Below are 26329 nucleotides of genomic sequence, written 5' to 3'. Positions count from 1 at the left end.
GATGTGCCGATTATACGGCACTGTACCCGACAAGCGGTGCCGTGGCACCACTGGTCGGGTACAAAGGCGAGGATCAGGCGTCGAGCCAGACATATTCCGCGAAGGCATAACCCATCATGCCTCCGAGCGGATTGGCCTCCAAGCCATGCAGCTTCGAGGAGATCGCGTCGACGTTGGAAATATAGGCCGGGATGGCGGTGCCGGCCTCTTCCGCGATCATTGCCTGCATGTCACCGTAGATCGCCTTGCGCTTGGCCTGATCGAGCAGGCCGCGCGCTTCCACCAGCATGCTGTCGAATTTCTCCGACTTGTACTGGCTTTCGTTCCATGGAGCCTGGGAGGAATAGAGCAGCGAAAAGAGGATGTCCGGCGTCGGACGTGGGTTGATATTGCCGAAATGCATCGGCGCCTTCAGCCAGTAGTTCGACCAGTATCCGTCAGAGGGTACGCGCTGGACGTCGAACTTCATGCCGATCTCGGCGCCGGCCTGCTGCAGCACCATCGCCATGTCGACGGAGGAGGTTGCAGCGTCGGAGGCGACGACGGGAATGGACTGGCCGAGCAGACCCGACTTCTGGAAGTGGAACTTGGCCTTCTCCGGATCGTAGGCCTTCGGCTTCAGATCGGCATTGTGGTAGATGTTGGAAGGCGGCACCGGCTGGTCGTTGCCGATCTCGGCAAGTCCGCGCAGCGCCGACTTCTGAATGACTTCCCGGTTCAGGAGATATTTGACGCCGGTCACGAAGTCCTTGCTGCTGCCTGGGTTCATATCCAGGCGCATGTTGAGGTCCGTATAGTTGCCGGATGTGGTTTTCGAGAGCGTCACGCCCTTCTGGCTGTCCAGAAGCCGCATGGAGCGCGGGTTGATGGATGCGGCGAGCTGGATATCGCCCGAAAGCAGCGCATTAACGCGCGCGGAATCGTCCTCGATGGCGAAGAACTCGAAGGAGTCGAGGTGCGCGCCACCTGACTTCCAATAGTTCTTGTTCTTGACGGCGACGGACCGTACGCCGGGTTCGAATCTTTCGCAGACGAATGCGCCGGTTCCGTTAGCTTTACTGAAATCCGTCGTGCCATCGGCAATGATCATGAAGTGATGCATGGCAAGGATGGTCGGAAGATCGGCGTTCGGATTGGCGAGGGTAATCTCAACGGTCTGCGGGTCGACAGCCTTGATGCCGGTCATCTGCTTGGCGATCGCATTGACCTTCGAGCCGACAGCCGGATCGAGATGGCGTTTCAGCGAATAGACGACGTCGGCGGACGAAAGGGTCTTGCCGTCGTGGAAGGTTACGCCCTTGCGAAGCTTGACGGTCCACACTTTGGCGTCGGAGCTTTCGATGCTTTCGGCGAGTTCCATCTGCGTGACGCCGTCCTTGTCGAGGAAGGACAGACGGTTGTAGAAGGCGCAACAGCGGACATAGTCCGTCGAGAGCGACGCCTTGGCCGGATCGAGCGTGTCGGCCGTCGATGACGACCAGCCGGCTGCCTTGAGCGAGCCGCCCGAGACGGGGGTTGCGGCGAAAGCCGCCGAGGCGCGCCCGAAGATTGCGCCGCCGGCTGCGGCAGCGATGCCGCCGGCAAGCAGCATCTGCAGGAGATCGCGGCGGGTGGCTCCGCGGCGAATGGCATTTTCGACCATGGCATCGTCTGCGCTGGTCCAATTCGTGATCTTGTCGTTCATCTGCGTTCCCCTTGTTGTTAAGGTTTGATTGGCACGCCTCGTCTTTTTCCGCGAGGTCGATACCGGATAGTCGGTCAAGCGGCCTTGATTGCCTCCACTGCGTCGGCAAGTCCTGCCATGGAGGTGAAATGGAAATCGGGCCTGGTGAATTCCTTGGGTTCGATCGTGCCGCCATAGCCTTTCTGGGCATGGCGTCGCTCGATCCAGCAATTGGTCATGCCGAGCCGCCGCGAAATGCCGATGTCATGATACTGGCTTTGCGCGACGTGCAGAATGTCGTCCTTTGAGCCGCCTTCCTTGGCGACGAAGGCGAAGACCTGCTCGAAGAAAGCCGGATCGGGCTTTTCCGTGCCCGTATCGTCGGCGGTGAATGCGGCATAAAACGGATTGCCGAGTTCCCTGGAAAAATGCTCGAACGCCCAGCGGCGGGCATTCGTCATGGCGATCAGCCGATAGCGCTGCGAAAGGCGTTGCAGAGCCTGGGCACTGTCCGGAAAGCCTTTCCAGCTCTTGGCGGAATCACGCAGGCGTTCGCCGTATCTTTGTTCGGACGGCAATCCCAATGTCGGGGCGATGACCAGATAGACGCGAACCAGATCGTCGGGAAACAGCCCGGCATCTCCGGAATAGCGCGCGGCGCGATAGAGGGCGAGCGCTTCCTCGCCATCGACGGAAACACCGGCTTCGTCCGCGATTGCCGCCAGGCAATCCTTGATACCGCCTTCGAAGTCGATCAGGGTTCCGACGACGTCAAAGGTGAGGTATTTGAAATCCGCTAGGCTCTTTGCCAAGTGTCTGCCCTCGCCAAATGTCAGTTCTTGATTGAGTGCACCCAATTCCGATCGCCGGCTGAATGCAGAAGAAAATGCTGTCCTGTTCCCACCGAAGATTTTCTCGTATCTGCCGAAAATCCCGGTTTTTCGGGCATTGAGCGCCTTTAGTCAGTTCAGTTTCGCAGTAAAGGCTCGCCGGATTCTCTGAATGGGAGAGCTGTGGCGGCACAAAATTGCGAATATGAGGGCAAAGCGGTATTTCGCCGATGCCGCCAAGGCCCCGTTTTGCGCTCAGGCAAGCACTGCCCGTACATCGGGGTCTTCAAGTGTCTGGTCCAGAGTCCTGCGCGTACGTTCGATGATCGCATCGATCTCCCCATCGGTGCAGCAGAGCGGCGGCGCATAGCCGAGAACACCGTTGCCGAAGGCGCGGATGACAAGCCCATTGTTCCAGGCGCGATCGAAGATCCGCCGCGCGGGCTCGGCAGCCGCAGGCAAGGGCGTCTTGCGCTCCTTGTCGACCACCAGTTCGACGGCAGCGAGCATGCCGCGCCCGCGCACGTCGCCGACCAGCGGATGGGAACGGAGATTGCGAAGGCCGGCCATCAGACGCGCGCCAGCCTTGACGCCATTTTCCAACAGGCCGTTTTCGTAAAGGCGCAACACTTCGAGGCCAACGGCGGCGCTGACGGGGTGCGCGGAATAGGTATAACCATGGCCAATCGCGGAGGCGCCGGCGCCGTCGGCAATCGTGCCATAGACCTTCTCCGACATGAAGACGGCCCCCATCGGCACATAGCCGGACGTCAGCCCCTTCGCGGTCGTCATCAAATCAGGGACGATGCCGTCTTCAGAACAGGCAAACAGTGGGCCGGTACGGCCAAAGCCGGTGATCACCTCGTCGGCAACGAACAGAATGTCGAGTTCGCTGCAGAGGTCGCGCATTGCCTTCATCCAGCCGGTCGGCGGAACCAGCACGCCGCCGGAACCCTGAATTGGCTCGGCGTAGAAAGCCGCCACACGCTCGGCGCCCAGCTCCTCGACCTTGGCACGCAGTGCGGCGACCGAAGCGGCGATGATCGCCTGCGGATCGGTGCCGACGGGATTGCGATAGGCATAATGGGTGGGAATCTTGTGCTGCCAGTCGAGCGGCATGCCGAAGCCGGCATGGAAGACCGGAAGCGCCGTCAGGCCGGCGCCGACGGTGGACGAGCCGTGATAACCCTGTTCGAGCGAGATGAACTGATCCTTCGTGGGCTTGCCGAGCGCGTGATAATAATAGCGGATGAAGCGGACCGTGCTGTCGACGGCGTCGGAACCGCCGAGCGTAAAGTAGACATGGTTGAGGTCGCCGGGAGCGCGGTCAGCCAATTCGGCGGCGAGCCGGATGGCCGGTTCGGAGCCGAGGCTGAAATAGCCGGTGGCATAGGGCAGCTCCCGCATCTGACGGGCGGCTGCCTCCACGATGCTGTCATGGCCATAGCCGGCATTGACGCACCAGAGACCGGCAAAGCCGTCGATCATCTGATGGCCCGATGCATCGGTGACCGTCGCGCCCTTGGCGGATTTCAACACCCGGACGCCGGCCTGTTCGTGACCGCGATAGGAGGCGACGGGGTGAACGAGGTGGGCGCGATCGAGTTCGATAAGGGAATTGCTCAGCATGATGTCTCTCTTCAGCCCAGAGCCTGGCTGGCCAGGGCAAATGTGTGAACGCTGGGAACGGATGACGGGGTAGAGGAAGGTGCATGATGCATGGTGATGCCGCCGCCGACATGGGCCAGGCCATGTTCGAGGAGGAAGGGAGCAAGGCCAGTTTCGGCCCCGGTATCGACACGCATAAATGCGCCCGACCGGGCCGCGAACAGAAAGCTCAAAAGGTCCTGGGCCTCGTCAGTGGTTTCTGCAACGACCGGGCCGCAGAGTTCGCCACGGCCAAAGGACCGCAAGGCCGCGTAACCGCGAAGCGCGTCGGCTTCGCGCAGAATCGCCAGACGGCCGGCTTGGGCCAGGGCTTGGATGAGTGGCCTGCGATCCGCTCCGAAAGCGATGCGGTCGAGGGTGACGATCTGCTCGATATCGGCGGCTGTCGCCCAATCCACCGTCGGCGGCGCAATGCATGCAAGCAGCGGGCCTTGGTGTTGAACGATCTCGCCGGTCTTCTTGAATCCGAGACTTTCATAAAGAGGCAGACCGTCGGCAGTCGCCACGAGCCGGCACTCACGATCACCAACGATATCAAGGGCCGCCTGCATGATCCGGCGGCCGATACCGCGCCCGCGCATCGATTCATCAACGATCACCATGTTGATCGTTGCGACGTCATCGCCATAGGGAGTGACGAAGATCGTGGCGACGACCTGGTCGTCCTCGATAGCCACGAGGCCGCGGCTAAGCTCCAGCAGCATCTGCCACTCTTCCAGCCGGTGCGGCCAGCCTGCCTGACGGGACAGCGCCAGGGCCGATTGAAGGTGAGAGTGGTCGAGGGGGCGAAGATCGATCCCGGTTGCCTGCACAGGCTTTTTCTCCCGTCGTTGCTTTTCTTTTTGATAGACCCGTAGCGAAAGAAGATCGTCCCGACGAAAGGGCAGCAGCGGTATCTTCCACCGTCCGCCGGCATGCGCGCCGCATCTTATGCCGGGGCGGTTGGTGTTGCGGGCTGCGATTGCGGATTTCGGTGGCAACGCGCTTGTGGCGACGCGCAACTCTCTGCCAAAGCGGAGCGGCGATACAAAACTTTCTGCTTCGCGACGGCCTAAATGCGGTGAACCGATGGAAGAAGGCTGCCTATGATGTTCTCATTCATTAGCGCCTGCGCGGCATTCTGCAAGGATCCAAGACATGACGAAGTTCCGGCCGAAATACATCACCTTCGACTGCTACGGCACTCTGACGAATTTCCAGATGGCCGAGGCTGCTCAGAAGATCTACGGCGGCGAGCTCGACCAGCCGCGCATGGCGCAGTTCATCAAGAATTTCGCAGCCTACCGGCTGGACGAGATTCTGGGAGACTGGAAACCCTATAATGAAGTGCTCCACAATGCCATCGAGCGGACCTGCCGCAGGAACGGCGTCACCTTCCGCGCCGAAGACGCCCGTTCGATCTACGAAACCGTGCCGAGCTGGGGGCCGCATCCGGATGTGCCGGCGGGGCTTGCCAAGGTCGCCAAGGAAATCCCGCTGGTCATCCTGTCGAACGCGATGAACGAGCAGATCATGTACAATGTCGAAAAGCTCGGTGCGCCGTTCCATGCGGTCTTCACGGCGCAGCAGGCCAATGCTTACAAGCCGCGCTTCAAGGCGTTCGAATATATGTTCGATATGCTCGGCTGCAATCCGGAAGACATCCTGCACTGCTCCTCATCCTTCCGCTACGATCTGATGTCGGCCTATGATCTCGGTATCAAGCACAAGGTTTGGGTTAACCGGGGTCACGAACCCGCCAATCCCTATTATGAATATACCGAGATCAAGGATATTTCCGGTCTGCCCGGCGTCGTCGGGCTCTGACGGGAGGCCGCCATGCAATTTAAGTCCTATTGGCACGACACAGCCCCGCGTTTCGCAAAGCAGAGCACGGCTCCGCTCGAAGGTCATTATGACGTCGCGGTGATCGGCGGCGGCTTTACCGGACTAGGGGCGGCGCTTCAGCTCGCCAAGGCCGGCGCCAAAGTGGTCGTGCTGGAGGCGGGCACAGTCGGCTCCGGCGCGTCCGGCCGCAATGGCGGTCATCTCAATAACGGCATCGCCCATAGTTTCATCGCGGCGAAGGAGGAACTCGGCGTCGAGCGGGCGAAGGCGCTTTATCGCGCCTTCGACGATGCCGTCGACACTGTCGAGCGGATCGTTGCCGAGGAGGGCATCGACTGCAATTTCCGTCGTGCGGGCAAGCTGAAGCTTGCCTCCAAGCCAGCGCATTTCGACAGCATCGCCAAGAATTTCGAGGCGGTTCATCGCGAGATCGATCCGGATACGGCGCTGCTGACGGCAGATGACCTCAAGGCGGAGATCGGATCGACGTCGTTCCATGGCGCCATGCTCTCCAAGAAGAGCGCGATGATGCATATGGGGCGCTATGCGGTCGGTCTTGCAGAAGCCGCAGTGCGTAGCGGCGCGGTAATCTTCGAGAATGCCGCCGTGACCGACAGGAAGGTCAACGGTAGCCGCCATGAATTGACGACCACGCGCGGCAAGCTTTCGGCTGACAATGTTTTCCTGGCAACCGGCGCTTATACGCCGGGCATCTTCAGCTATTTCCGCCGTCGCATCGTTGCTGTCGGTAGCTTCATCATCGCGACGCGTCCGCTGACCAAGGCGGAGGTCGCCGCGACCATGCCCGGCAACCGCACCTGCGTGACTTCGCTCAACATCGGCAATTATTTCCGGCTGTCGCCGGACAATCGCCTCATATTCGGTGGCCGGGCCCGGTTTTCCGCAACGTCTGATCAGCAATCCGACGCCAAGAGCGGCGAGATTCTGCGGGCCAGCCTCGCGGAAATCTTCCCGCATCTCGCAAAGATCGAGATCGATTATTGCTGGGGTGGCCTGGTCGACATGACCAAGGATCGCTTCCCGCGCGCGGGCCATGTGGACGGGCTTTGGTACGCGATGGGCTATTCCGGCCATGGCGCACAGATGGCAACGCATATGGGCATGATGATAGCCGACGCCATACTGGGAAAGGCCGATCGCAATCCGGTCAAAGGCCTCGAGTGGCCGGCGGTGCCGGGGCATTTCGGCAAGCCCTGGTTCCTGCCGCTGGTCGGCATGTATTACAAGACGCTCGATCGGTTCCAATAGTCGGATCAAGTATCACGCCTTCGAAGGGATGCGGGCAATGACCTTGATCTCGAAGTCGAAGCCGGCAAGCCAGTTCACGCCGACGGCCGTCCAGTTCGGATAGGGCGGACCGCTGAAGATCTCCTGCTTGACGGCCATGATTGTTGCGAACTGGTTTTCCGGGTCTGTGTGGAACGCTGTTATGTCCACTATATCATCGAACGTGCACCCCGCGGCGTCCAGCGTTGCCTTGAGGTTTTCGAAAGCCAAACGGACCTGATGCCCGAAATCAGGTTCCGGCGTCCCGTCGGCACGGCTGCCGACTTGCCCGGACACGAACAGAAGGTCACCGGAGCGAATGGCGGCCGAATAGCCATGTTCCTCGTAAAGGGCATGTCTGTTGGCGGGAAAAATTGCCTCACGTTTGGTCATTCTCGATCCTTTCTTCATTATCGTTGGCGACAGCGGATGAGCAGGATGCATTCTGCTTCACACGCCGCCTCATCTCATATACGATGCGTATGTGAAATAACTGGCATACGCGCCGTATGTCAAGTCCACATACGCATCGTATATGAAATTTGAGGGCAGGATGGCGAAACGACGTATCGATACGATGGAGGAGAACCGTGCCAAACTGATCGCGGCGGCGCGAAAAGCCTTTGCTGAAAAAGGGTATTCGGCTGCATCAATGGACGAGCTGACGGCCGAGGTCGGCCTGACGCGTGGGGCGCTCTATCACAATTTCGGAGACAAGCGCGGGCTTCTTGCGGCCGTTGTCGATCAGATCGACTCGGAAATGGCGTCGCAGGCCCAAGAGATCGGCGCACGGGCGGGAGACGATTGGAAAGGCCTGCTTGCCGAAGGCGCTGCCTATATCGAGATGGCACTGGTTCCGGAAGTTCAACGCATCGTTCTGCTCGACGGACCTGCCGTGTTGGGTGATCCATCAAAATGGCCCAGCCAGAGCAGTTGCTTTCAGGAAACCAAGCGGACGGTAGAGCGTCTTATCGCCAAAGAGATTTTCAAGCCGCTCGACGCCGAGGCGGCCGCTCGGCTTCTTAGCGGCGCCGCGCTCAATGCTGCTCTTTGGGTCGCAGCCAGCGACGATCCGAAGCATGTGCTACCAAAGGCTATCGAGACCTTCCGTGCTTTGGCTGCTGGCCTTCTCGTGAAGCCCGAGTGAATTCCTGCCGGGCAGGAAAGCTGTCAGAATGTCTCTGCAGCATGTCGGTAGGGCGCCCCTTTTGGCGCGCCCTTTTTGTTGTTTTTGACAGGCTCAGCCAAGCCCGCCGATGTGGAAGGTCTTCAGTTCGAGATATTCCTCGATGCCGACTTGCGAGCCCTCGCGGCCGAGGCCGGATTGCTTGACGCCGCCGAAGGGGGCGACTTCGGTTGAGATCGCGCCGGTGTTCAGCCCGACCATGCCGAATTCCAGCGCTTCGCCGACGGCCCAGGAGCGCTTGAGGCTTCCGGTATAGAAATAAGCCGCAAGCCCGAAGGGCGTGCCGTTGGCGATGGCGATCGCCTCCTCGTCGGTCTTGAAACGGAAGAGCGGGGCGACCGGTCCGAAGGTCTCCTCACTGGCAAGCAGCATGTCGGTGGTAGCACCCGACAGGACGATGGGGGCTGCATATTGCCGGCCTTCTGGCAGGTTCGAAGCCTTTGCAACGATCGTCGCGCCTTTCTCGACGGCATCGGCAACGTGGCGCTCGATCTTCTCGATGGCGGCGGAATTGATCATCGGACCGATGTCGATGCCCGCTTGCGTGCCAGGGCCGACCTTCATGGCGGAAACGCGGGCGGCCAGTTTTTCGGCAAAGGCGTCGTAGACCTTGTCCTGCACCAGAATGCGGTTGGAGCAGACGCAGGTCTGGCCGCCATTGCGGAATTTGGAGGCGATAGCGCCTTCGACGGCAAGGTCGAGGTCGGCATCGTCGAAGACAATGAAGGGCGCGTTGCCGCCGAGTTCGAGGCTGAGCCGCTTGATGCTGTCGGCGGCGCCGCGCATCAGCAGTGCGCCGACGCGGGTCGAGCCGGTGAACGAGATCTTTCGGACTGATTCATTGCGCATCAGCTCGTTGCCGATCGCGGTCGGCAGGCCGGTGACGATGTTGATGACGCCCGAAGGGATGCCGGCGCGTTCGGCCAGAACGCCGAGCGCCAACGCCGAATAGGGCGTGAGGTCGGATGGCTTGATGACGACCGTGCAGCCGGCGGCGAGCGCCGGGGCCACCTTGCGGGTGATCATTGCATTGGGGAAGTTCCAGGGCGTGATGATGCCGCAGACACCGACCGGTTCCTTGAGGACCACGATGCGTCGGTCGCGGGTCGGCGAGGGTATGGTCGTGCCACCGATCCGGCGCGCTTCCTCGGCGAACCATTTGACGAAGGAGGCGCCGTAGCGGATTTCCCCACGCGCCTCGGCCAGCGGTTTTCCTTGCTCTGTCGTCAGGATCAAGCCGAGATCGTCGCAATGTTCGATCATCAGATCATGCCAAGCTTCCAGCAGTTGTGCCCGCTCGGCATGGGTCTTCGCCCGCCAGGCCGGGAAGGCGGCGCTGGCGGCTTCGATCGCGGCGCGCGTCTCCGTCCCATCCATGTCGGGAACCGTGCCCATTACTGTCTGCGTGGCCGGATCGATGACGTCGAGGGTCTTGCCGGAGGCGGCATTGCGCCAGAGTCCATCGATCAGGCCCTGTTGGCGCAATAGGCTCCGGTCCTTGAGGTCGATCATTGTTGTTGTTTCCTTGTCGTTCAGGCGAGTGCGGTCAGCACGGCATGGGTGATGGCATCGGTCTTGTCCTTGCCGGGGAAGGTGCCGATGCCGGCTTCGGTTGTCGCGGCAATCGCGCGCATGATTTCGGCTGCGGCTGGCTTTTCGCCGAGATGATCCAGCATCATGGCGGCCGACCAGATGGCGGCAATCGGATTGGCGATGCCGAGATGGGCGATATCGGGCGCGGAGCCGTGCACCGGTTCGAACATCGACGGTGCCGTGCGGTTCGGGTTGAGATTGGCGGAGGCGGCAAAGCCAAGCCCGCCCTGGATGGCGGCGCCGAGGTCGGTCAGGATGTCGCCAAACAGATTGGAGGCGACGACGACATCGAGGCTTTCCGGCGCCATAACCATGCGTGCCGCCATGGCGTCTATGTGGTAGTTCGTTACGGTGACATCCGGATAGTCGGCGGCGAGCCGCGCCGTGACCTCATCCCAGAACACCATGGAATATTTCTGCGCATTCGATTTGGTGACGGAGGCGAGCTTTCCGCGGCGTGCGCGGGCCTGTTCGAAGCCGAAGCGCAGGATGCGCTCCACGCCGGCTCTGGTGAAAATCGAAGTCTCGACGGCGACCTCGTTTGCCGTGCCCTGGTGCACGCGTCCGCCGGCCCCGGAATATTCGCCCTCGGTGTTCTCGCGAATGCAGAGAATATCGAAGTTGCGTGTCTTCAGCGGCCCTTCGACACCCGGCAGCAGCCGATGCGGCCGGATATTGGCATATTGCTCGAAGGCCTTGCGGATCGGCAGAAGCAGGCCGTGCAGCGAAACGGAATCGGGCACCTCGGCCGGCCAGCCGACCGCGCCGAGCAGGATGGCGTCGAAACGGCGCAGGGTCGCAATGGCGTCGGCCGGCATCATCGTGCCCGTTTCCTTGTAGTAGGTGCAGGACCAGGGAAAGCTGGTCGGCTCCAGGCCGAAGCCCGTCTTCCCAGCCACTTTTTCCAATACCTGCCACGCTGCGGCGGTAACGTCCTTGCCGATGCCGTCGCCGGGGATGAGAGCGATCCTATAGGTCTTCATGTCAGCTCCTCAGATGTTGATCAGCACGGATTTGCTGCGACGATTGGCGAGATAGGCATCGCGGCCAAGGTCCTTGCCGATACCAGAGTTCTTGTATCCACCAGTCGGCAGAATATGGTCGCGGGAACGCCCGTAGCGATTGACCCAGACGGTTCCGGCCTGAAGGCGGCGCGTCACGCGGACGGCTCTGGAAAGATCGCGCGTGAATAGGCCCGCCGCAAGCCCGTAGGTCGGATGATCGGCAAGCAAGAGCGCTTCCTCCTCCGTCTCGAAGGTCTGCAGCGTCAGCACCGGCCCGAAGATTTCTTCAGTGACCGCCGGCGAGGCCTGGTCGACCCCGGCAAGCAGCGTCGGGGCATAAAAGTAGCCCGATCGCTCCAGCCGCGAACCGCCGGTCAGGCATTCCGCGCCGGCGCCGATCGCGGCCTGAACGATGCTGTCTATACGCCCGATCTGGCGCTCCGAGATAACAGGCGAATAGAGGCTTTTCTCGTCCCAGGTGGGGCCTGGTTTGATTTGATGCATGTGCCCGAGGATCGCCTCGGCGAGAGGTTCGGCAATCGAGCGCTCGGCAATCAGCCGCGAACCCGCCACGCAGGCCTGGCCGGCATTGGCGAGGACGTTGCGGGCGATCGCCTCGGCGGCCAGATCGAAATCGGCATCGGCAAAGACGAGTTGCGGGCTTTTGCCGCCGAGTTCCAGCGTCATCGGCTTGACGCCGCTGCGGGCGATATTCTCCATGATCGCCGCACCGGCTGCTGTCGAACCGGTGAAGCTGATCTTGCCGATACCGGGATGGCTGGTGATCGCCGCGCCGGTCGTCGGGCCATCGCCGAGAACGATGTTGATCAGGCCGGCGGGAATGCCGGCACGTACCGAGAGTTCCGCCATGTAGAGCGTCGAAAACGGCGTCATCTCGGAGGGCTTCAGCACCACGGCGTTGCCCGCTGCCAATGCGGGGCCGAGCTTCCAGCCGGCCATGGAAATCGGGAAGTTCCAGGGGGTGATCGCGCCGACGACCCCGTAGGGTTCGGTCATGATCATACCGAGGCTGTGGTCGTCAGTCGGGACCAGATCGCCACCTTCCTTGTCAGCGAACTCCGCGAAGAAGCGGATCTGCTCGGCAGTAATGGCTATATCGCCGGCGATGAGCTGGCCGATCGGGCGGGTCGAGGATACGGCTTCTAGACGGGCGAGCGTCACGGCCTCTTCTTCCATCAGGTCAGCCCAACGAACCAGCGCCTTGGTTCGCTCACGCGGTCGGAGGGAGGACCAGCCGCTGGTCTTCAGGGCCCGGTTCGCGGCATCGACGGCCCGATCGACCAAGTCCTTTCCGGCCACCGGACATTCCGTGAAAGCAACGCCATCCGACGGTCGGTGCATGGTCATGCCGCCGATGGCTGCGACATAGCGGCCAGCGATGAAATGTCCGCTTGGGAGATCGAGCGAATTTGGATCGAAACTAAGGGTCATGGCCGTTCCTTACCGTCGGATCGGGCAAGTCTATCGGCTGCACCCTGGCAGTTTCGATTGATGCTTCCGCCGTCGCGACGGAATATCCCGTTTGCCCTCAGCGTTTCAGCGCAAGATTCGGCGCTTTAGAGAACATCACGCAATGTGGTGAGAAAGGGCCGCACAAATCGCGAGGCGGGCCGGGCGTCATTGGTGGCGGCCACCATCCGCATGGCAATCTTCGGTTCGAAGGGGCGGGCCACCAGACCCTCGAAGCCATGCCAGGCAACGAGCCCGTCGACCAGGGCGATGCCGAGCCCCTCGCGCACCAGCGGCACCGCGCCGACCGAAGAGGCAATCTGAATGGCGACCTCGCGCTGCAGGCCGCAGCTCGAAAAAGCTTCGTCCATCGCCGCGCCGATTTCCGCATGGGCGCCGTAGGAGATCAGCGGCAAACCGTCGAGATCGGCGGGGCCGATCCTTGCCTTGGATGCCAGGGGATCATCGGCCCGCATTACCGCGACGATCGGAACATCGCTAAGGATTTCGCTGCGAACGGTCGGGGCTTCGATCACCGACAGTGTGACGGCGAGATCGATGTCGCCGAGAAGCAGCGCCTCGGCGATCTCGCGCTTCGGCAGGGCGTGGAGATGAACCTTCACTTCCGGATGCCGCGCGCGAAAGCGCAGGAGTGCCTTCGGCAGCACCGAATAGGTGACCGCCAGGCTGATCCCGAGCCTCAGCAAACCGATCTTTTGCGCACCGATATCCCGCGCCAGCGATTTCAGGGCTTCCATCTCACGAAACACCCGGTCGGCATCTGCAAACAGCAGGTTGGCCTCCATGGTCGGCACGAGCCGCCCGCCGATGCGATCGAACAGCGTGTAGCCGAGCTGGCTTTCCAGGTGATGGAGAAACTTGCTGGCGGCGGGCTGCGATATCCCAAGCGAATTCGCGGCTGCGGTCAGCGTACCGTCGCGCATGATCGCCCGGAAGATTTCTAGCTGGCGTGCGTTCATGAGATCCGCCTTCAGGTTATGGATGTCATAACCAATCGCCGCAGACTGTCAAACGCCGTAGCGTTCGCGCATCTCGGCGAAGATGGCGCGCATCTGTTCGGCCATGCCATCGTCCGACTTGTTTGAGTGGGACGCGACCGCATCGAAGATCCTGTGCTTCAAAAAGAATCGCCAGCCGACCGGCACGCCGGCGAGAAAGCCGGTCAATAGATCGTAGCGCTCCTCCGTCCATACCGATTCAAAGGCGATCCGCTCTGCTGCATAGATGATGGGAGCGGTCTTTGGCGATCGGTCGGCCCGTAGAGCTGCGGTCGCCTCGCCGTCAGCCACGCCATCCGATATCGCCACGCCGTAGTCGCGTCGCGCACTTTCGATTGAGATCGCGCCGCGGCGCACATCCTGAATGACCTTTTCGACCGGCCGCTCGAACGGATCGCCATAGCCACCGGCGCCGGGACCAATGACGCGGATCACGTCGCCGGGATTGCAGCGCACAATGTCCGTATTGCCGAGCGAAATCTCATCGTCTCCGTCGGGGTTGCGGATAAAGCGTGAGATGGTGCCGGCATGACCGCCTGCGAGACCCCAGGAGGGCATGACTGAGCGATTGCGATTGCGCGCCGTCACAACGGTTTCCGGCGCCGAGACCTGAAATTCCATCACGGCCGACAGGCCGCCGCGATAGCGACCGGGCGCGCCCGTGTCGGTCTGCAGCCCATAACGGAGAAAGCGGATCGGCACTTCCGCCTCGCTGATCTCGATCGGCGTGTTGCGCAGGAAACCTGTAGCACCGCCGGCGCCGTCGCTACCGTCGCCGATCGGTGTTCCGCCGCCACCGCCGCCGACCGGGCCGATCGAGGCCATGACCGGCCGGCCGTTTCTGGCGCTGGTCTTGATGTTCATGATGGCATTACCACCAGGGGAGGCGGCCGGCATCAACTCCGGAAGCGCCTTCGCAAAGGCACCGACCGTGACGATCTGGGTCATGGCGCAGGTCAGGGAACGCATGCCGACGGCGGCGGGACGCTGGCAATTGACGATGCTTCCTTCGGGAAGCACCGCCCGCGCCGGCCGGAGCGTTCCGGCATTAAGTAGCAGGGAGTTGTCGAGGGTGTATAAGACATAAGTCAGGCCCACCATCACCAGCGGATGGCGTTCGCGCCCGCCGGTCGGCATATTGAGCGACGACCCTAATTGTGGATCGCTGCCGGTATAGTCGAGTTCGATCTCGTCATCGCGGATACGCAGCGTCAGCGCCACACGGCAAGGCTTGCCGCCGACCGAATCCTCATCGGCATAGTCCGCGAAGAAATAGTCGCCATCCGGTATGCGCTTGAGAATGGCGTGCGTCTGTTCCTCCGCATAGTCGAGAATCTGGCCGACGCCGTCGATGAAATCGTCAAAGCCGAAGCGCGCAATAATCTCCTTCAGCTTGCGCTCGCCGATATTGACGGAGGCGATCTGGGCGTTGAGGTCGCCGATGTTCTGATCCGGCAGGCGGACATTGGCCCTGACAGTGCGCAGCACGAAATCGTTCAACACGCCGTTTTCGACGAGCTTTACCGGCGGAATGCGCAAGCCTTCCTGCTCGATTTCAGTGAGCGAGCGCGACAAAGAGGCAGGGACTGCGCCGCCGACATCGGTATTGTGAATATGGCCGACGACGAAGCAGGCGATCTCGCTGCCGTGAAACACCGGTTTCCAGATATGGATATCGGGAGAATGGGTCGCGACGAAACCGCTATAGGGATCGTTGGTGATGCAGATGTCGCCCTCGGCATAGTCATCGAACATGTCGAGGAGAGGGCGGTAGTCGATGCCGCTGTACCACGGGGCTCCGAACTGGCGTGGGCTTGCGAAGGCAAGCCCCTCGCGCGTCACCACCTGGCAGGAGAAGTCCTCCGTTTCCTTGACGAAAGCGGAATGCGCCGTGCGCATCAGGGTGAAGGCCATGGCATCGGCGGCGGCGGCACAGAAGTTGGCGAGCACCTTCAGATTTCTGCGATCGATTGCCATCTCAGGCCTCCATGCGGATGATAACAAGATTGCCGAACCGGTCGACATCGACGGCGAAATCCGGCGGCACGATCGTCGTGGTATCGTCCTGCGCGATGATTGCCGGCCCGGTCAGGCGATGTCCCGTCTTCAGATCGCTGCGGTGATAGACTGCAGTCATGGCAAGACGGCCGTCGAACCAGGCTTCGGCCGAGAAGCGGGGCTTGGCAGGCTCATATGCTGGGCCGAGTTCGGCCAAATACGGTTTCGGCGTCGCGCCCGATATGGTCAGGCGGAGATTGATCATCTGTACCGGCGAAGCCGATGCCGCATGGCCGAAAAGCCGTTCATGTTCGGCGTGGAAGGCGGCGCCAATAGCATCGGCATCGATCTCTTCGAGCCAATCGCCCTGCAGCGCGACTTCGATCTCGTAGGATTGGCCGAGATAGCGCATGTCGGCGAAGGCCTGGACGAATGCAGGCCCGGCGAAGCCCTGTTTTTGCCGCAGCCATTGTTCGGCCTCAGCTTTCAGTTCCCGGTAGGGTGCGGCTACATTGGCCATCGCCTCCTTCGTGACGTCGCAATAGACGGTACGGATGAAGTCGTTCTTCAGGTCGGCGATCAGGCCGCCGAGGGCAGAGACGATGCCGGGGGTGGGCGGAACCACAACGCCCTTCATGTCGAGCTCGCGCGCCAGGAAGCAGGCCAGCATGGCGCCGGCGCCGCCGAACGCAAAGAGATGGAACTCCCGTGGGTCGATCCCGAAGCGGGAGATCAGGCCGCTGACCTCGGCATACATGCCTGAAACCGAGATATTGAGGATGTCGCTTGCCGTCGCTTCGATCGTACCGCCGAGCGTCGTTGCAAGGGGAGCAATCGCCGCGCGGGCGGCAGCGCGGTCGACCTCAACCGCACCGTAGCCGAGCGGCATGTGGCCGATCAGATTGCAGGCCGCGACCGCATCGGTGACCGTCGGCCGAACTCCACCGCGTCCATAGCAGGCGGGACCCGGCGTCGAGCCGGCGCTGTCCGGGCCGACCTGAAGCATCCCGAAGGCATCCACCCAGGCAATGGACCCGCCACCCTGTCCGACGGAGCTGACCGATACGGAGGGGATGTGAATCTGGAAATCCCCGATCAGCTCGCCGACACCATATTGCGGCAGGCCGTCGAGGATGACAGCGACATCGGCACTGGTGCCGCCGATATCGAGGCTCAGAATGCGCTCGAAACCGCTGGCCTTGGCGAGATAACCTGCCCCGATCACCCCGGAAGCGGTGCCGGAGAGGATCATCTGCACGCAGTCGTTTCGCGCTTGGTCGATGCCCATCACGCCGCCGTTGCTCTTCGTGATCAGCAGCGGGCAAGCAAGCCCCTCCTGCCTCAGCACGCTTTCGAAACGGTCAAGGTAGCGGGAGACGCGCGGCTGCACATACCCGCTGATGACAGCCGTAATGGTGCGCTCATATTCGCGGATGATCGGCCAGGTTTGCGCGGAGGAAAAGACCGGCAGGCCCGGCGCAAACCTTTCGATCATTGCCTTGACGGCAAGTTCGTTGGCCGGATTGCGATAGGCGTTGAGGAAGGCGATGACGATACCTTTGCAGCCGGCCCGTTCGGCTGCACGCACGGCCCTCTCGACATCGGCCTCATGCGGAGCCCCAAGTATATCGCCGGTAGCGGCGGTTCGCTCGTCGATGCCGAACACGCGATCGCGTGCAATCAGCGGCTCCGGCCGCACCGAATAGAGATTGTGGATCTGCGGGATCTTCAGGCGCGCGATCTGCAGCACGTCCTCGAAATTCCGTGTGGTGAACAAAGCCAGGTCGTGGCCGTTGCGCTGAATGACTGTGTTGACGCCGACCGTCGTGCCATGGGTGAAATAATCGACCCCAGCAGGATCGAGGCCGTCGCGGGCCTTGAGCGTCGAAAGACCTGCGGTGATTTCCGCTCCCGGCTCATCCGGCCGCGAGAAGACCTTGAGGGTGGAGATGCGTCCGCTCGCCTCATCAAACACCGCAAAATCGGTGAAGGATCCCCCGACGTCGACCCCGATACGATAGCCCATGTGCGTTTCCTTGTGCTGGCCGGAGCAGAATGGCGGGTGAGCCTCATGGTCGCCAGTAACAAGAGCAGCGCAATCCATAACCCTTGGTTATGGGCTTTCAGTGGGTTTTCGGATGCTCATGTAATATTCCGGGTGCGGGACTGGCGCGAAGCCGGCCTTTGCGTAGACCGCATGCGCATCACGCGTCGCCAGCATCCAGTTGCTCACCGTTTTCAGCTCTGGATGGCTTTGGATCACCGCCGTAAGAAACGTCGCCAAGCCCCGGCCGCGATGGTCCGGCAGGGTGAAGACATCGCGCAGATAGGCAAAGATAGCGAGATCCGTGACGACGCGTGCAAAAGCAGCAAAATCGCCGTTCGGCGCATAGATAGCGACCGGCAGCGAACCGGCGAGCGCCCGTTCGAGCAGAGCGCGATCGAGGCCACGCGCCCAGTAGGATTCTTCCGAGAGATAGCGATGGATCCGATCGACATCGAGGCGAGCGCGATCCGTGCTCAGCGTATAGCCCTCATGTTCGGCCTCAAAGACCGGCAAGTCCGCAAGGCTTATCATCAGCTAACCGTCACATAGATCTTGCGGACCGTCTCCATCGTTCGCCATACGCCCTTGAATCCCGGCTTCATGACGAAGCTGTCGCCGGCGCGATAGGTCACCGATGTCCCGCCTTCATCGGTCAATTCGATGACGCCCTGAAGGATGTGGCAGAATTCGAAAGTTTCGCCCTTGATCGAACGCGTTTCGCCCGGGGTTGCCTCCCACACGCCGGTGTTGATCATGCCGTCGCGCGCACTGTCTTGAGCCCAGGTCTTGAAGGACGGATCTCCGGAAATCAGCCGGTCCGGCATGGCCTTAGAGTGTTTCGGCTCGAAGGCCGGGTTCGGGTCGATGGTTTTCAACAGAGACATGGAGTTCCTTTCCTGATGATGATCAATAGCCGCGGCTGCGGTCGACAAGACCGATCGGGTCGAGCCCAGCCTCGTGGCGGCGAATATTGGCGATGACGGTGTTTGCGGCCGTCTCCGGCTGCGTGACGCTGGCAATGTGCGGCGTCAGAACGATCCTGGGATGGCGCCAGAGCGCATGTCCGGCCGGCAGCGGCTCCGGTTCGGTGACGTCGAGGACGGCGCCGCTGATATGGCCGCCGTCGAGCGCTTCGATGAGAGCCTCCGCGTCGAGCTGCTGACCGCGGCCGGCATGCACGAGGCCGGCGCCTTCAGGCAGCGCCTTGAAGAGATCGGCATTCAGGATCCCGCGTGTCTCGGGCGTCAGCGGCAAGAGGCAGACGAGAATATCGACGCCCGCCAGAAATTCCGGCAATTGATCCGTTCCGTCATAGCAGGCGACGCCCTCAATGCTGCGCGGCGAGCGGCTCCACCCGCGAAGCGGAAAGCCGAAAGGCCGCAGCCGATCGATGACGGCAAGGCCGAGATTGCCGAGGCCGAGTATGCCGACACAGCGGTCGGCTGCCTGCCGAACCGGGCGGGAGGCCCATTTGCCCGCCCGCTGCTGCTCCATATAGCCAGGCAGATCGCGGTGCAGCGCAAGGACGCCCAGCGTCACATATTCCTGCATCATCCTGATAATGCCGTCCTCGACCATGCGGACCAGCTTGACCTTGTCGGGAAGTGCGGCCAGCGAGAACTGGTCGACGCCCGCGCCAATCGAAAACAGGATTTCGAGATTGCGATAGCGGTCGAGATCGGCGGGCGCTGTCCAGGTCAGCAGATACTTGATCGTTGCCGGATCGACGCTAGCCGAATCCGTGACGAAGGGGAGGGTCGGCAGTTCGTGCGCGAAAGCCGCGGCAAAGATCCTCGCCCGCTCTGCATCCGAGTTGAATAAAAAGGCCATGGGCTTCCTCTGGCTTGCTCCTGGTATTCTGCTGCCGGCGTCTCAACAGGATGCATCGAAGTAGGGTCAATCAACCGCATATCGATCCGTTTTTCGTGGCAACGACGTATGCCGCCAGGACATCAACGGACGAGACGATCTCCCAGCGCTTCGATCATGCGGACACAGGCAGACAATTCGCTCTCCTCAATGAATTCGTTGGCTTTGTGCGCCCAGCTGATATCGCCCGGACCGCAGATGACCGCCTCCATTCCGGCCGCCTGATAAAGGCCTGCTTCCGTGCCGTAGCTGACGGCGGCGAGCGGCGGCCGCCCTGTCAGCTCCTCCATCAGCAGGGCAAGCGGCGCGTCAACGGCAAGGGACAGGGCCGGATAGCTGCTCATGACCTCCCAGCGCGCCGTAAAGCCGCGCTGCTTCAAGGCGCCCAGGCGTCCTTCGATCCCCGCGAGCAGACTTGTTGGATCGACGCCGGCGATCGCGCGGGCTTCCAGCTCAATGGTACATTCTTCGGGAATGACGTTGACGGCCTGCCCGCCATGCAAGGTGCCAACCTGCAACGAGGAATAGGGCGGCTCGAAATTGTCGTCGAATGGCCCTTGGGTCAGACGCTCGGCGGTCGTGACTGCTTCGCCGAGAACGTCGGCCATCGCATGGATGGCATTGAGGCCGAGATCCGGCCGCGAGGAATGACCGGCGCGACCACTGATGACGACTCTTGCTGCTGCTTTTCCTTTATGGGCGCGGATGGCGCGCATGCCGCTGGGCTCGCCGATGATGCAGCCCTCCGGCTTGGCACAGAGATCGGGAAGCCGCGCGATCAGATGCGGAACGCCGCGGCAACCGGCCTCTTCGTCATAGGAGAAGGCAAGATGCAGCGGCCGGGCGAGTGAGCGTCCGGCAATGGGCGGCAGCGCAGCAAGCGCACAGGCGAGAAAGCCCTTCATGTCGCTCGTCCCGCGGCCTGCGAGCCGCGCGCCGTGACGCTGCAAGCGAAAGGGATCGCTTGTCCACCCTGGTTCTGTTGCCGCGACAACGTCCATGTGCCCGGAGAGCAGGTATCCAGGCCGGTCGGCCGGACCGACGGTCGCAAACAGGTTGAACCGGTCTCCTTCAGGCCCGGTAAGGACGACGACCTTTGCACCGGCCCGCTCCAGATAATCGGCGATCCAGCCGACGATCTCATGGTTTGGCGTACCGACCACGGAGGGGAATTCGACCAGCTTTTCGAGGATCTGTGCTGCCGTCATCGCGATCATCACAACATCCCCGGCTTTCCGAGATCGGTGCCGTCGATCATGCGCTCATACCGATAGGGCTTGGGATCAACGCAGGGCCTTTCACCGCGAATGAGATCGGCGGCCAGCATGCCGGCGGCGGGTCCGATCCCGAAACCGTGACCACTGAAGCCTGAGGAGACAAAGAGGCCAGGCCGTGAAACGATCGGCGAGATCACCGGTATGGCATCCGGCGTGGAATCCACCATGCCGCCCCAGCACTCGGCCGGACGAATGCCGGCGAGTTCGGGATAGGTCGCGACCAGTCGGGCAATGCCGCGCTCGACAAGATGGGCATCCGGCTGCGGATCGAGCGTGCGGATGCGTTCGAAAGGCGAGATCCCATCCGCCTTCCAGCGGGCGATTGCTTCCGGCCCTTCCATAAATTGACGGCCAAGCGCAAAAGTCAGACCCTTCCGGCGCGTCTGAAAGGTGCGCCAGAAATCGCGGGCTTGCAGCAGGCCGTAGGGCGTGATCTGCAACTGGCCGAGGCCGCTCAATCCCACCGTATAGCCGCCGTCCAGCCGGCGACGGATGGTCACGTCCTCCATCGCGATCCCGCCATCGGTCACGGCCGGTGCGGCGACGGTATAGAAGGATGTGGATTTGACGCATGCCTGCAGGAAGCGGATTCCATGATGTCTCAGGAACATACCGCTCCAGGCGCCGCCGGCAACCAGAACGGCCGACGCGCGGATTGCACCCTTTTCCGTGACGACGCCGCTGATCCGCCCCGCTTCCGTTTCGAGCTCGCGGGCGGCACAGTTCTGGACTATGACGGCGCCAAGCCGCTGGGCACCGCGCGCCAATGCCGGCACCGCAAGCTCAGGTTCCGCGCGTCCATCGGTCGGGGAATGGACGCCGCCGTTCCAATGACGGCTATTGCCTGGAAGCATCGTGGCACATTCGGCTCCCGTCAGCATTCGTGTATCGACGCCGAACTCCCTGCCGACGTGGCTCCAACGCTCCCAGGCGTTCAGGTCGGCCTTGCGTGTCGTGGCATAGACAAGGCCGCTGCGGCGAAAGCCGGTTTCATCGCCGAGTTCCGCATTGAGATTGTCCCATCTGCGTAGGGCAAGCCGTGCGAGCGGTAGTTCTCTCGGATCACGGTTCTGCTGGCGACACCAACCCCAGTTGCGGCTCGATTGTTCGCCAGCGATCACGCCTTTCTCGATGAGAACGACGGAGGTTCCGCGGCGGGCGAGTTCGTAAGCGGTTGCGACACCGGCCATACCGCCGCCGAGAATAACGACATCGGCGGATTTCGGGACATCCTGATTGCTGGCGATGCGACCGACGGGAGGGGACATCGATGGACCTCTGTAGTGTGTGGAAGGAGGTATCCGGAAGCGGAAGGTTTCATTCAGAATAAGCCGTGGTCTGTCGCTCGCCTGCCGAAAGCCCCGTGGCTTTGGTGGAATCTTTCGAATTCGCGGGGATCTCAAGCGTATTCTGTTGCGTGATCGCCGCTACAACCAAAGCAGGGTGGTCGACTGGTGGAAGCGTGAAAATCCATCCTGCACGATAGGCCAAGCGTTCCGGCTGGTCCGGGAACGCGCATGTTGGGAGGGGAGATAGTCATGGCAAAATCCAGTTCGATCCAACTGGATTCCTTCGAACTGACCCTCAGCGAGATGGAGAATGCCGATCTCGATGCCCTGCATGCGCTTTCGCTGTCGGTCGGCTGGCCGCATCGCGCCGAGGACTGGCAGATCGTTCGCGAGATGGGTCGCGGCGTCGTGGCACGCGACGCGATAGGCCGGGTGCTCGGCTCCGCCATGTGGTTCGATTTTGCTCCCGACTTCACGACCATCGGCATGGTTATCACCTCTCCGAGATTGCAGATGCTGGGAACCGGCCGCTGGATGATGGAGCATGTCCTTGCGCAAACCGGCTCCCGCGCGCTCGGCCTCAACGCCACCCGCGCGGCCAAGCGGCTTTATCAATCACTCGGCTTCCGTGCGGAAAAGCTCGACTATCAATGCAATGGCGAAGCAGTCTCTCCACCCGTCGTGCCGCTGCCGCCACACACCCGGCTGCGGGCGCTCGATCAGGCCGATCTTGCAGAGATCGCGGCGCTGGATCTGGCCGCTTTTGGTGCGGATCGCATGCCTGTGCTTGCGCGCCTCCTGAATGTCTCGAAGGGTCTGGCGCTTATACGAGACGGCCGCATCGCCGCCTTCTCACTTTGCCGCCGCTTCGGGCGCGGTCATGTCATCGGTCCGGTCGTCGCAGCAAGCGACGAAGAGGCAATCGCTGTTATCAGACCGCATGTCGCTGACCATGCGGGCAGTTTCCTGCGAATCGATACCCGCCAGCAGACCGGTGCCTTTCCGCAATTCCTCGCGCAATCGGGGCTGCCGGTTTACGACACGGTGACAAGCATGTCGCTGAGGCGCGCCTGGCTCCCGGAGGACGGCAGCGAAGGGCCGCGCGTTTACGGTTTGGCCAGCCAGGCCTTAGGGTAGCAGCCCTAAGACCTATGCAAGGAACAGCATTCGGCCGTCTTTGCATAGGATGATGCGGAACGTGATTCGAGCATGACGTTTCCGAGTTGAGCGACGTGGAAAACACCGCCAGGCAAATTCCAAGCAGTTTTCGATCGCAGGCCGAAGCCTTTGACTATTTCGACAGTCTCAGCGTGACGTCGGTCACCGAACTTGCCGGTCTTTGGCGAGGTCATGGCGTGGCGTGCGGCCACCCGCTGGATGGCGTCTTGGAAAATCTCGGATGGTACGGCAAGCGCTTCACCACTGATCATAGAGCCGATGCTCTGTTGTTTGCGGTGGGACCTCACCGGCTCGTGGCCATCGACCCCGAAATGATCCCTCTGAAATTGGTCCTGCGCTTTCATCGCTTCGGGCGGACCAGGATAGCCCGTAGCTGGTTCTCGTATCTGCAGAAAATGTGGCGGGCAAACGGGCCGGTCGCCTCTCTCAGGCCCATGTTCTTCAGGGGCAAGACCAGCGCGGCAATGGTGTATGACAGGCAGCCGATTACCGACCATTTCCGAAGAATTGACGATAACCGGCTCCTCGGCGCCATGGTCGTCGAAGGAGATAGCCGCCATTATTTTTTCGTTCTCACGCGTACGATCGCCGATGGCATCAGGTAGGGGTTTTACGACGCTCCTATCCGCTGGCGCGCTACCTGCCACGATGCCCGATCGCAGTGACGAGCGCCATATGACTGTTCTCCCCAAACGCCTGCGCTATTTAAGCAATAAACAGGGTATAGAACGCCGCGTCCTGCGGACCCGGCTTGGCAGCAGATAAAGGATACAAGGAGGCCCTTGATTCAAAGTAGCTATATGAATAGCTCGTTCGGGTGGCATTCAGGTTAGAGCTGTATGATCCCCCCATATCGCCGACATAGGAGGAAGCGAAAGATGTTTGGACGTTTCACAAGATTTTCTTGCATTGCGTTGGTCGGACTGGCCACGGTGCAATTGCTGCCTTCCGCAGCCATGGCGCAATATTACGACGACGATAATGGACCGCCGCCGCGCTGGGATAATCGCCAAGATCAGGACTGGGGTCGCTCGCGCGGGGATTGGGACGGCGGTGGCTGCGGCCGGCGCGAGCTCATGCGAGCCGCCCGCGAAGAGGGTTTCCGGCGCATTGATTCCATCCAGTCGAACGGTCGGCGTATCATCGTCCGTGGCTGGAATGATGGCGGTCCCGACCGCATGGCCTTCGCCAACAGACGTGGTTGCCCGGCTCTCAACTAGCAGCGATGATACTTCATCGCGAGCCGATGTAACCGGCAGGCAGAGCATGCGCAAAGCATGCTCTGCCTCGGTGGTCGAGTTCGGCGAAGAGCAGCCCCTCAGTCGATCATTTCCTGAGGCCTTGCGTTAAGGGAGATGAAAAGGGTTTGGCGGGGCCATTTCGGCAATAGCAGGCTGGAACGGTTTCCTGACAGCCAGTTCAGCGCAAGCGACGCAGTCAAACTTTGGGGAGAAAGCCCCCCGCATCGACGCGTTCATCCTGAGGCGATTTACTATGCGAAATCAATGAGGCCCGGCATGGGATGTCGGGCCTTAATTGTGGGTTAGTCGCAACGACGAATCGTCCTTGTTATCCGATCGCCATCTTCATTCACGCGGGTAACTGTCTTGGTGAAGCAGCGGTCGCGGTCGTAATAACGGTCGCGGTCCCGGACCCTGCCGATCGAAATGCCGTGATTGCTTATGATCACGCCAGCGCGATCACGATGGTGCCGCGGATAGTAGCCGTCATCATAAGAAGGACCGCCGATGATGACGTCGTCCGCAAATGCAGGGACGGCAACGAAACCCATGGCGAGAGCTGCCATTGCGCAGCCAATGATTGTATTTCGCATGTGCTTATCCTCCTTGCTTGCATGTTTAAGCAACGAATAAGGAGGGACATGGTTCCAACATTTGACTGCCGTCGAACATCGCGCCGACACGCTTGGCAAGCCGTCCAACCATCAATTGGCGCCTTTTCCGCGCGGTTCAGCGCCAGCCGAGGGCAGGGGCGACGTGAGTCAGGATGGCTTCTATGACATGCGCGTTATAGTCCACGCCGAGCTGGTTCGGAACGGTTAGAAGCAACGTGTCGGCCTCGGCAATGGCCTCATCCTCGGCCAGTTCCTTGATGAGTGCACCCGGCTCCGCGGCATAGCTGCGGCCGAAGACCGCCCGGGTTTTCTCGTCGATGAAGCCGATCTTGTCCTCATTCTGATTGCCGTATCCGAAGTAGGCGCGGTCGCGGTCGTCCACGAGTGCAAAGATGCTGCGGCTGACCGACACCCGCGGCTGGCGCTTATGGCCGGCCGCCTTCCATGCCTCGCGAAACACTCTGATCTGGTCTGCTTGCTGGATGTGGAAGGGAAGCCCGCTCTCATCATCCTTGAGCGTGGAGCTCTGTAGGTTCATCCCCAGCTTTGCCGCCCAGGCAGCAGTGGCGTTCGAACTGGCGCCCCACCAGATCCGGTCGCGCAGGCCCTCGGAGTGCGGTTCGATGCGCAGGAGGCCCGGCGGGTTTGGAAACATCGGCCGCGGGTTGGGCTGCGCGAAGCCTTCGCCGCGCAACACATCGAACAGGACCTCGGCATGGCGCCGGGCCATCTGAGACTCACTTTCGCCTTCGGCCGGCGCATAGCCGAAATGGCGCCATCCATCGATAACCTGCTCCGGGGAGCCGCGGCTGATACCGAGCTGCAGGCGCCCGCCGGCGATGATGTCGGCAGCGCCGGCATCCTCGGCCATATAAAGCGGATTCTCGTAACGCATGTCGATGACCGCCGTGCCGATCTCGATGCGGCTGGTCTTCGCGCCAACGGCCGCCAGCAGCGGGAACGGCGAGCCAAGCTGGCGGGCGAAATGGTGCACTCGAAAATACGCTCCATCTGCGCCCAGTTCCTCGGCCGCGACGGCAAGGTCTATAGACTGCAGAAGCGCATCGGACGCCGAGCGCGTCTGCGATTGGGACGAGGGCGTCCAGTGCCCGAACGATAGGAAGCCGATTTTCTTCATCGTCATGTAGCCTCAAATTGTGGCGCAGCGTACCTCTTGGCACAATTCCTGCTGGACATACAGTGTAATGACGCACCGAGCACAACTTCGCCGAACTCTGATATACTTGAGAGGCGTGTTCAGAATGTCA

At 61.5% G+C, this 26329-nt stretch carries 24 protein-coding genes; 6 read left to right on the top strand and 18 right to left on the bottom strand.

Annotated features, from left to right (window positions below; translation table 11 throughout):
* Nucleotides 1-73: 73 nt before the first annotated feature.
* From NXC24_RS31195 to NXC24_RS31180, 4 genes are all read right to left on the bottom strand, one after another.
* On the bottom strand, nucleotides 74-1684 hold the full coding sequence (locus NXC24_RS31195) for an ABC transporter substrate-binding protein (protein WP_104827171.1): 1611 nt from the start codon (nucleotides 1682-1684) through the stop codon (nucleotides 74-76).
* 74 nt (nucleotides 1685-1758) lie between these two features.
* Nucleotides 1759-2475, bottom strand: coding sequence for an HAD-IA family hydrolase (locus NXC24_RS31190; protein WP_104827927.1), 717 nt, complete (start codon nucleotides 2473-2475; stop codon nucleotides 1759-1761).
* Nucleotides 2476-2748: 273 nt separating this feature from the next.
* Nucleotides 2749-4122: an aspartate aminotransferase family protein gene (locus tag NXC24_RS31185; protein ID WP_104827170.1), complete on the bottom strand. Its 1374-nt coding sequence runs from the start codon at nucleotides 4120-4122 to the stop codon at nucleotides 2749-2751.
* Nucleotides 4123-4133: 11 nt separating this feature from the next.
* A complete protein-coding gene (locus NXC24_RS31180) occupies nucleotides 4134-4973 on the bottom strand; it encodes a GNAT family N-acetyltransferase (RefSeq protein WP_104827926.1) in 840 nt (279 codons plus the stop codon).
* A 325-nt stretch (nucleotides 4974-5298) separates the two neighbouring features.
* On the opposite strand from NXC24_RS31180, the gene NXC24_RS31175 reads away from it, so the two are divergent.
* Nucleotides 5299-5967, top strand: coding sequence for a haloacid dehalogenase type II (locus tag NXC24_RS31175; protein WP_104827169.1), 669 nt, complete (start codon nucleotides 5299-5301; stop codon nucleotides 5965-5967).
* Between the two features lie 12 nt (nucleotides 5968-5979).
* Complete coding sequence (locus NXC24_RS31170; protein WP_104827168.1) at nucleotides 5980-7257, top strand: FAD-binding oxidoreductase; 1278 nt, start codon at nucleotides 5980-5982, stop codon at nucleotides 7255-7257.
* Nucleotides 7258-7269: 12 nt separating this feature from the next.
* Here NXC24_RS31170 and NXC24_RS31165 read toward each other — a convergent pair whose 3' ends face one another.
* Nucleotides 7270-7668 carry a RidA family protein gene (locus NXC24_RS31165; RefSeq protein WP_104827167.1) on the bottom strand — a complete coding sequence of 133 codons (399 nt, stop codon included), beginning with the start codon at nucleotides 7666-7668 and terminating at the stop codon, nucleotides 7270-7272.
* Between the two features lie 160 nt (nucleotides 7669-7828).
* On the opposite strand from NXC24_RS31165, the gene NXC24_RS31160 reads away from it, so the two are divergent.
* Nucleotides 7829-8422, top strand: coding sequence for a TetR/AcrR family transcriptional regulator (locus tag NXC24_RS31160; protein WP_199773626.1), 594 nt, complete (start codon nucleotides 7829-7831; stop codon nucleotides 8420-8422).
* 93 nt (nucleotides 8423-8515) lie between these two features.
* On the opposite strand, the gene NXC24_RS31155 is transcribed toward NXC24_RS31160, so the two are convergent.
* The 11 genes from NXC24_RS31155 to NXC24_RS31105 all read right to left on the bottom strand — a co-directional run bounded on the left by NXC24_RS31155 (nucleotide 8516) and on the right by NXC24_RS31105 (nucleotide 22006).
* Nucleotides 8516-9973 (bottom strand): NAD-dependent succinate-semialdehyde dehydrogenase, encoded by a 1458-nt coding sequence (locus tag NXC24_RS31155; RefSeq protein ID WP_104827165.1) that lies wholly within the window; start codon nucleotides 9971-9973, stop codon nucleotides 8516-8518.
* A 20-nt stretch (nucleotides 9974-9993) separates the two neighbouring features.
* Nucleotides 9994-11037: a tartrate dehydrogenase gene (locus tag NXC24_RS31150; RefSeq protein ID WP_104827164.1), complete on the bottom strand. Its 1044-nt coding sequence runs from the start codon at nucleotides 11035-11037 to the stop codon at nucleotides 9994-9996.
* Nucleotides 11038-11046: 9 nt separating this feature from the next.
* Complete coding sequence (locus NXC24_RS31145; protein ID WP_104827163.1) at nucleotides 11047-12510, bottom strand: aldehyde dehydrogenase family protein; 1464 nt, start codon at nucleotides 12508-12510, stop codon at nucleotides 11047-11049.
* A 125-nt stretch (nucleotides 12511-12635) separates the two neighbouring features.
* A complete protein-coding gene (locus NXC24_RS31140; protein ID WP_104827162.1) occupies nucleotides 12636-13508 on the bottom strand; it encodes a LysR substrate-binding domain-containing protein in 873 nt (290 codons plus the stop codon).
* Between the two features lie 48 nt (nucleotides 13509-13556).
* Nucleotides 13557-15524, bottom strand: a complete 1968-nt coding sequence (locus NXC24_RS31135) for a hydantoinase B/oxoprolinase family protein (protein ID WP_104827161.1) — start codon at nucleotides 15522-15524, stop codon at nucleotides 13557-13559.
* Nucleotide 15525: 1 nt separating this feature from the next.
* Nucleotides 15526-17571 (bottom strand): hydantoinase/oxoprolinase family protein, encoded by a 2046-nt coding sequence (locus tag NXC24_RS31130; RefSeq protein WP_104827160.1) that lies wholly within the window; start codon nucleotides 17569-17571, stop codon nucleotides 15526-15528.
* 87 nt (nucleotides 17572-17658) lie between these two features.
* Nucleotides 17659-18123 carry a GNAT family N-acetyltransferase gene (locus NXC24_RS31125; RefSeq protein WP_104827159.1) on the bottom strand — a complete coding sequence of 155 codons (465 nt, stop codon included), beginning with the start codon at nucleotides 18121-18123 and terminating at the stop codon, nucleotides 17659-17661.
* A complete protein-coding gene (locus tag NXC24_RS31120) occupies nucleotides 18123-18476 on the bottom strand; it encodes a cupin domain-containing protein (RefSeq protein WP_104827158.1) in 354 nt (117 codons plus the stop codon). Before NXC24_RS31120 ends, NXC24_RS31125 begins: the two co-directional genes overlap by 1 nt.
* Nucleotides 18477-18498: 22 nt before the next feature.
* Entirely contained in the window at nucleotides 18499-19422 is a 924-nt protein-coding gene (locus NXC24_RS31115; protein ID WP_104827157.1) for a glyoxylate/hydroxypyruvate reductase A, read from the bottom strand.
* 122 nt (nucleotides 19423-19544) lie between these two features.
* Nucleotides 19545-20678, bottom strand: coding sequence for an acetylornithine deacetylase (argE, locus tag NXC24_RS31110; RefSeq protein WP_104827156.1), 1134 nt, complete (start codon nucleotides 20676-20678; stop codon nucleotides 19545-19547).
* Entirely contained in the window at nucleotides 20678-22006 is a 1329-nt protein-coding gene (locus tag NXC24_RS31105) for an FAD-binding oxidoreductase (RefSeq protein WP_104827155.1), read from the bottom strand. Before NXC24_RS31105 ends, argE begins: the two co-directional genes overlap by 1 nt.
* A gap of 270 nt (nucleotides 22007-22276) precedes the next feature.
* On the opposite strand from NXC24_RS31105, the gene NXC24_RS31100 reads away from it, so the two are divergent.
* From NXC24_RS31100 to NXC24_RS31090, 3 genes are all read left to right on the top strand, one after another.
* Complete coding sequence (locus NXC24_RS31100; protein WP_104827154.1) at nucleotides 22277-23164, top strand: GNAT family N-acetyltransferase; 888 nt, start codon at nucleotides 22277-22279, stop codon at nucleotides 23162-23164.
* Nucleotides 23165-23250: 86 nt separating this feature from the next.
* Complete coding sequence (locus tag NXC24_RS31095; protein ID WP_281060709.1) at nucleotides 23251-23811, top strand: DUF4334 domain-containing protein; 561 nt, start codon at nucleotides 23251-23253, stop codon at nucleotides 23809-23811.
* Nucleotides 23812-24084: 273 nt separating this feature from the next.
* Nucleotides 24085-24426 (top strand): hypothetical protein, encoded by a 342-nt coding sequence (locus NXC24_RS31090; protein ID WP_104827153.1) that lies wholly within the window; start codon nucleotides 24085-24087, stop codon nucleotides 24424-24426.
* 323 nt (nucleotides 24427-24749) lie between these two features.
* Here the strand turns inward: NXC24_RS31090 and NXC24_RS31085 are convergent, their stop codons facing one another.
* Together NXC24_RS31085 and NXC24_RS31080 are read right to left on the bottom strand one after the other, a co-directional pair.
* Entirely contained in the window at nucleotides 24750-25040 is a 291-nt protein-coding gene (locus tag NXC24_RS31085; protein ID WP_104827152.1) for a hypothetical protein, read from the bottom strand.
* Between the two features lie 136 nt (nucleotides 25041-25176).
* The gene (locus NXC24_RS31080) at nucleotides 25177-26199 is read right to left on the bottom strand and encodes an LLM class flavin-dependent oxidoreductase (RefSeq protein WP_104827924.1); all 1023 of its coding nucleotides are present in this window, start codon (nucleotides 26197-26199) and stop codon (nucleotides 25177-25179) included.
* Between the last annotated feature and the right edge of the window lie 130 nt (nucleotides 26200-26329).

It is taken from the genome of Rhizobium sp. NXC24 (genome assembly GCF_002944315.1).
Lineage (GTDB): Bacteria > Pseudomonadota > Alphaproteobacteria > Rhizobiales > Rhizobiaceae > Rhizobium.
The sequence above is the reverse complement of the archived record's forward strand: the minus strand, read 5'-3'. Positions and strand labels throughout refer to the sequence as shown.

What these genes read in the sequence shown, in the direction of transcription:
- NXC24_RS31195 (WP_104827171.1), bottom strand. Translation starts at nt 1,684, where the DNA reads ATGAACGACAAGATCACGAATTGGACCAGCGCAGACGATGCCATGGTC.
- NXC24_RS31185 (WP_104827170.1), bottom strand. Translation starts at nt 4,122, where the DNA reads ATGCTGAGCAATTCCCTTATCGAACTCGATCGCGCCCACCTCGTTCAC.
- NXC24_RS31175 (WP_104827169.1), top strand. Translation starts at nt 5,299, where the DNA reads ATGACGAAGTTCCGGCCGAAATACATCACCTTCGACTGCTACGGCACT.
- NXC24_RS31170 (WP_104827168.1), top strand. Translation starts at nt 5,980, where the DNA reads ATGCAATTTAAGTCCTATTGGCACGACACAGCCCCGCGTTTCGCAAAG.
- NXC24_RS31165 (WP_104827167.1), bottom strand. Translation starts at nt 7,668, where the DNA reads ATGACCAAACGTGAGGCAATTTTTCCCGCCAACAGACATGCCCTTTAC.
- NXC24_RS31160 (WP_199773626.1), top strand. Translation starts at nt 7,829, where the DNA reads ATGGCGAAACGACGTATCGATACGATGGAGGAGAACCGTGCCAAACTG.
- NXC24_RS31155 (WP_104827165.1), bottom strand. Translation starts at nt 9,973, where the DNA reads ATGATCGACCTCAAGGACCGGAGCCTATTGCGCCAACAGGGCCTGATC.
- NXC24_RS31150 (WP_104827164.1), bottom strand. Translation starts at nt 11,037, where the DNA reads ATGAAGACCTATAGGATCGCTCTCATCCCCGGCGACGGCATCGGCAAG.
- NXC24_RS31145 (WP_104827163.1), bottom strand. Translation starts at nt 12,510, where the DNA reads ATGACCCTTAGTTTCGATCCAAATTCGCTCGATCTCCCAAGCGGACAT.
- NXC24_RS31140 (WP_104827162.1), bottom strand. Translation starts at nt 13,508, where the DNA reads ATGAACGCACGCCAGCTAGAAATCTTCCGGGCGATCATGCGCGACGGT.
- NXC24_RS31135 (WP_104827161.1), bottom strand. Translation starts at nt 15,524, where the DNA reads ATGGCAATCGATCGCAGAAATCTGAAGGTGCTCGCCAACTTCTGTGCC.
- NXC24_RS31130 (WP_104827160.1), bottom strand. Translation starts at nt 17,571, where the DNA reads ATGGGCTATCGTATCGGGGTCGACGTCGGGGGATCCTTCACCGATTTT.
- NXC24_RS31125 (WP_104827159.1), bottom strand. Translation starts at nt 18,123, where the DNA reads ATGATAAGCCTTGCGGACTTGCCGGTCTTTGAGGCCGAACATGAGGGC.
- NXC24_RS31120 (WP_104827158.1), bottom strand. Translation starts at nt 18,476, where the DNA reads ATGTCTCTGTTGAAAACCATCGACCCGAACCCGGCCTTCGAGCCGAAA.
- NXC24_RS31115 (WP_104827157.1), bottom strand. Translation starts at nt 19,422, where the DNA reads ATGGCCTTTTTATTCAACTCGGATGCAGAGCGGGCGAGGATCTTTGCC.
- argE (WP_104827156.1), bottom strand. Translation starts at nt 20,678, where the DNA reads ATGATCGCGATGACGGCAGCACAGATCCTCGAAAAGCTGGTCGAATTC.
- NXC24_RS31105 (WP_104827155.1), bottom strand. Translation starts at nt 22,006, where the DNA reads ATGTCCCCTCCCGTCGGTCGCATCGCCAGCAATCAGGATGTCCCGAAA.
- NXC24_RS31100 (WP_104827154.1), top strand. Translation starts at nt 22,277, where the DNA reads ATGGCAAAATCCAGTTCGATCCAACTGGATTCCTTCGAACTGACCCTC.
- NXC24_RS31090 (WP_104827153.1), top strand. Translation starts at nt 24,085, where the DNA reads ATGTTTGGACGTTTCACAAGATTTTCTTGCATTGCGTTGGTCGGACTG.
- NXC24_RS31085 (WP_104827152.1), bottom strand. Translation starts at nt 25,040, where the DNA reads ATGCGAAATACAATCATTGGCTGCGCAATGGCAGCTCTCGCCATGGGT.
- NXC24_RS31080 (WP_104827924.1), bottom strand. Translation starts at nt 26,199, where the DNA reads ATGAAGAAAATCGGCTTCCTATCGTTCGGGCACTGGACGCCCTCGTCC.